Consider the following 4,140-nt stretch of genomic DNA (forward strand, 5'->3'; position numbering starts at 1 on the left):
AACCAGCTGCGCGGCCGCGCCGGTCGCCAGGGCGACCCGGGGTCGTCGGTGTTCTTCTCCAGCTGGGAGGACGAGGTCATCGCCACCAACCTCGAAGAAAACAAACGTCCGATGGAAATCGACGACGAGGGCCGGATCATCAGCGGAAAGGCGGCCGGACTGCTCGACCACGCCCAGCGTGTCGCCGAGGGCAAGCTGCTCGACATCCACGCCAACACCTGGCGCTACAACCAGCTGATCGCCCAGCAGCGCGCCATCATCGTCGAACGGCGCAACACGCTGCTGTCCACTGCTGCCGCGCGCGACGAACTCGCCGAGCTGGCACCGGAGCGCTACCGGAAACTGGTCGATCAGCTGGGCTCGGACGGTTCGGATGCGCAAGTGAAGCTGGAGAAGATCTGCCGGCTGATCATGCTGTACCACCTCGATCGCGGCTGGGCCGATCACCTGGCGTTTTTGGCCGATATCCGGGAGAGCATCCACCTGCGCGCGCTGGGCCGGCTGAATCCGCTCGACGAGTTTCACCGGATGGCGCTGGATGCCTTCGCATCGCTGGCGGCCGACGCGATCGAGGCAGCGCAGCAGACCTTCGAAACCTCAGACGCCATCGAAGCCGAACCCGGTATCGACTTGTCCAAGCTGGCGCGGCCGACGTCGACGTGGACCTACATGGTTCGCGACAACCCGCTGACCGACGACACGATGGACGCGCTGAGCCTGCCCGGGATCTTCCGATAGGGGTCGGCCATGACGGGTCCCGTAGTCAGCCACGACCGGGTGTTGACGGTGCCCAACGTGCTCAGCGGCATCCGCCTGGTGCTGATCGGCGTGTTCCTCGATCTGCTGCTGGTGAGCCGGGCCGACGCCTGGGCGGCGGTCGTGCTGATGCTCGGCGGCGCATCCGACTGGGCCGATGGCAAGGCCGCCCGGCTGATGGGGCAGTCATCGAAATTGGGCGCCCTGCTGGATCCCGCGATCGACCGGCTCTACATGGTGGCTGTCCCGATCGCATTCGGGTTGCGCGGTCTGGTGCCGTGGTGGGTCGTCGTCGTACTGCTGGCCCGTGACGCGCTGCTGGCCGCCACGCTGCCGGTGCTGCGCAGCCGGGGACTGACCGCGTTGCCGGTGACCTACATCGGCAAAGCCGGTACGTTCGCGCTGATGTCGGGCTTCCCGCTGATCCTGCTGGGGCAGTGGGACGCCATGTGGAGCCGGGTGGCGCTGGCCTGCGGGTGGGCGTTTGCGATCTGGGGCTTGGCGATCTACCTGTGGGCGTTCGTGTTGTATGTGGTGCAGGTGATCATGGTCGTCCGGCGGATTCCCAAGCTTTGCAGCGACAGCGGTGGCCATCGTGGCTGAACCGGACCGGCCCTTCCCGGGCTATGCGCTGGGCGGCTACCAGCCCGGCGCCGGTCGCCGCGACCACCCGGCCGGACGGCCGAGGTTCATCCCGGTTCCCTCGCTGCTGCGCTATCTGCTGACCGAGCATTTGGACCCGGGTTACGCTGCGGCCGCCGCGCAACGGGAGCGCTCTGGTGCCGGCGGCCCGGCCCGGGGTGCGGCATGGGCGTGGCAAGCCGTGGCCGCGTTGCTGGTCGCCGCGATGTTCACCGTCGCCGTCGGGCAGGCCCGTTCGTTGGCACCCGGGGTGCGCGCCGCCCAGCAGGTACTGGCGGGCAGCCTGCGGTCGGTCGAGGCCGCCACCGACCGGCTGGTCGACCACCGTGACGCGCTGGTCGCGCAGGTCGACGAGCTGCAGCGGCGTCGGCTCAACGACGACGCCGAGGGGCGGCGGCTGCTGGCCGGGTTCGATGCGCTCAGTCTGGCGGCCGCCAGCACCGGTGTCGTCGGTCCGGGGCTGACCGTCACGGTGACCGACCCCGGGATCGGGCGAAACCTCTCGGATGTCTCCAAGCAGCGGGTGTCCGGCAGTCGGCAGATCATTCTGGACCGCGACCTGCAGCTCGTCGTCAATTCGCTGTGGTCCGGCGGCGCCGAAGCGATATCGATCGACGGCGTTCGGATCGGGCCCAACGTGACCATTCGCCAGGCCGGCGGAGCGATCCTGGTCGACAATACCCCGGTCAGCAGCCCCTATACGATCCTCGCGATCGGCCCGCCGCACGAACTTCAGGAAGCTTTCGACCGCAGCCCGGGGTTGTATCGGTTACGTCTGCTGGAGGTGTCCTACGGGGTTGGCGTCAGCGTCGGCACCGGTGACGGCTTGGCGCTGCCGGCAGGCGCAGTCCGGGATGTCAAGTTCGCCGAACAGATCGGAGCCCAGTGACATGACCGGAGCCGGCGGCAGATGATCGGCGTCGCTGCGTTGGTCGTGGGCATTGTGCTGGGCGTGATCTTCCACCCCAGCGTGCCGGAGGCGGTCCAGCCATATCTGCCCATCGCGGTGGTGGCCGCGTTGGATTCGGTATTCGGCGGGCTGCGCGCCTACCTGGAGCGCATCTTCGATCCGAAGGTATTCGTGGTGGCGTTCGTGTTCAACGTCCTGGTCGCCGCGTTGATCGTCTACGTCGGCGACCAGCTTGGCGTCGGGACGCAGCTTTCCACCGCAATCATCGTGGTGCTGGGAATCCGCATCTTCGGAAACGCCGCCGCACTGCGGCGCCGATTGTTCGGAGCCTGACCGGCATGGGGTGCACCGACGACGATGCACAGCGCAGCGATGGGGAGAAGCGGCGCATGAGCGGCGACACCACCCGGCGGGTGTTCGGCGTACTGGCGATCCTGCTCTGCTTGCTGCTGGGTGCAGCCATCGTTACCCAGGTGCGCCAGAACGATTCCGGCGATGCGCTGGAAACGGCGCGCCCCGCCGACCTGCTGGTGCTGCTGGATTCGCTGCGTCAACGTGAGGCCAGGTTGAACACCGAGGTCGCCGAGCTACAGCGGACGCTGAGTGTGTTGCAGGAGTCGGGCAGCAGCGACCAGGCAGCCATCAAAAACGCGCAGGCGAGGCTGGCCGCCCTGGCCATCATGACCGGCACCGTCGGCGCGTTCGGACCCGGAGTATCGGTGACCATCGACGACCCCGGGCATGGGGTGGTGCCTGAGGCGATGCTGGATGTGATCAACGAGCTGCGCGCGGCCGGTGCCGAGGCGATGGAGATCCGTGACACGCAGCAGGGGGTGCGAGTCGGGGTGGGCACCTGGGTGGCCGGCGCACCCGGGGCTCTGGAATTCGACGGGAAGGTCCTCACCCCGCCGTACTCAGTGGTGGCGATCGGCGATCCACCCACCCTGGCGGCGGCGATGAACATTCCGGGCGGCGCGGTCGACAGTGTCACACGACTCGGCGGCGTCATGACGGTGCAGCAGGCCGATCGGGTGGACGTGACCGTCTTGCAGCAACCGAAACCGCACCAATACGCTCAGCCCGTCAAGTGATCGCCCACAAAGAACAGGACCCGGTGAGCCCAGTGAGCCCTTCCAGTGATGTCCCAACCGACCTGTACTACACCGCCGAACATGAATGGGTCCGTCGCACCGGCCCAGGCTGCGTGCGAGTGGGGATCACCGACTTCGCGCAGTCGGCACTCGGGGATGTGGTCTTCGTCCAGCTGCCCGAGGTGGGTACACCGGCGAGCGCGGGGGAGCCCTTCGGCGAGGTGGAGTCGACCAAGTCGGTGTCGGATCTCTACGCGCCAGTCTCGGCGAAAGTGGTTGCCGTCAACGGCGACCTGGAGACCAGCCCGCAGCTGGTGAACTCCGACCCCTACGGCGCTGGCTGGCTGCTCGATCTGCAGGCCGAGGAGGCACAGATCGAGGCCTTGGAGCAGGACCTCGCGGCGTTGCTCAACGCCGACGCCTACCGGAGCACGCTGCCGGAATGAGCTCGACTCGAGGCCGGAATGGGGCCGGCGTCAGTCCGGCATCAGGCCGGGACGCGGGAATGCGAATCGCTGGAGTGCCGGTTCGGCGCCGGGTGGTCGAACGTGCGATCCTGCGTGCGGGGCGCATTACGGGCCGCTGCACGGTACGGTCGACTCATCGACGGTAACGCTGGCGCCACGTGCGTCCAGCGGGCACGGACCAGATCAGACAGATCAGATAACGCCACAGCGGCCAGTGAGGAGCAGCGGGTGCCGGAGAAGGACAACGACCAAACCACTGACGATGCTTCCGTGG

Annotated in this window: 7 protein-coding genes; 6 read left to right on the top strand and 1 reads right to left on the bottom strand. The window is 67.6% G+C overall.

Annotated features, from left to right (window positions below; genetic code table 11):
* The 6 genes from AC2VOP_RS19930 to gcvH form a co-directional block, all read left to right on the top strand.
* Positions 1-738: preprotein translocase subunit SecA (locus AC2VOP_RS19930; protein ID WP_486962575.1), on the top strand; the 738-nt coding region annotated here is incomplete at its 5' end.
* A gap of 9 nt (positions 739-747) precedes the next feature.
* The gene (locus tag AC2VOP_RS19935; protein ID WP_486962576.1) at positions 748-1,359 is read left to right on the top strand and encodes a CDP-alcohol phosphatidyltransferase family protein; all 612 of its coding nucleotides are present in this window, start codon (positions 748-750) and stop codon (positions 1,357-1,359) included.
* Positions 1,352-2,287, top strand: coding sequence for a DUF881 domain-containing protein (locus tag AC2VOP_RS19940; protein ID WP_486962577.1), 936 nt, complete (start codon positions 1,352-1,354; stop codon positions 2,285-2,287). The genes AC2VOP_RS19935 and AC2VOP_RS19940 overlap by 8 nt, the downstream gene beginning before the upstream one ends.
* A 21-nt stretch (positions 2,288-2,308) precedes the next feature.
* Positions 2,309-2,641, top strand: a complete 333-nt coding sequence (locus AC2VOP_RS19945) for a small basic family protein (RefSeq protein ID WP_486962578.1) — start codon at positions 2,309-2,311, stop codon at positions 2,639-2,641.
* A 56-nt stretch (positions 2,642-2,697) separates the two neighbouring features.
* Complete coding sequence (locus tag AC2VOP_RS19950) at positions 2,698-3,399, top strand: DUF881 domain-containing protein (protein WP_486962581.1); 702 nt, start codon at positions 2,698-2,700, stop codon at positions 3,397-3,399.
* A gap of 32 nt (positions 3,400-3,431) precedes the next feature.
* On the top strand, positions 3,432-3,845 hold the full coding sequence (gene gcvH / locus AC2VOP_RS19955; protein ID WP_486962579.1) for a glycine cleavage system protein GcvH: 414 nt from the start codon (positions 3,432-3,434) through the stop codon (positions 3,843-3,845).
* A gap of 41 nt (positions 3,846-3,886) precedes the next feature.
* Here the strand turns inward: gcvH and AC2VOP_RS19960 are convergent.
* Positions 3,887-4,140 (bottom strand): hypothetical protein (locus AC2VOP_RS19960; RefSeq protein WP_486962580.1); only part of this gene is annotated, 254 nt, incomplete at its 5' end.

The sequence above is a fragment of the Mycobacterium sp. TH-M106 genome, assembly GCF_057473765.1.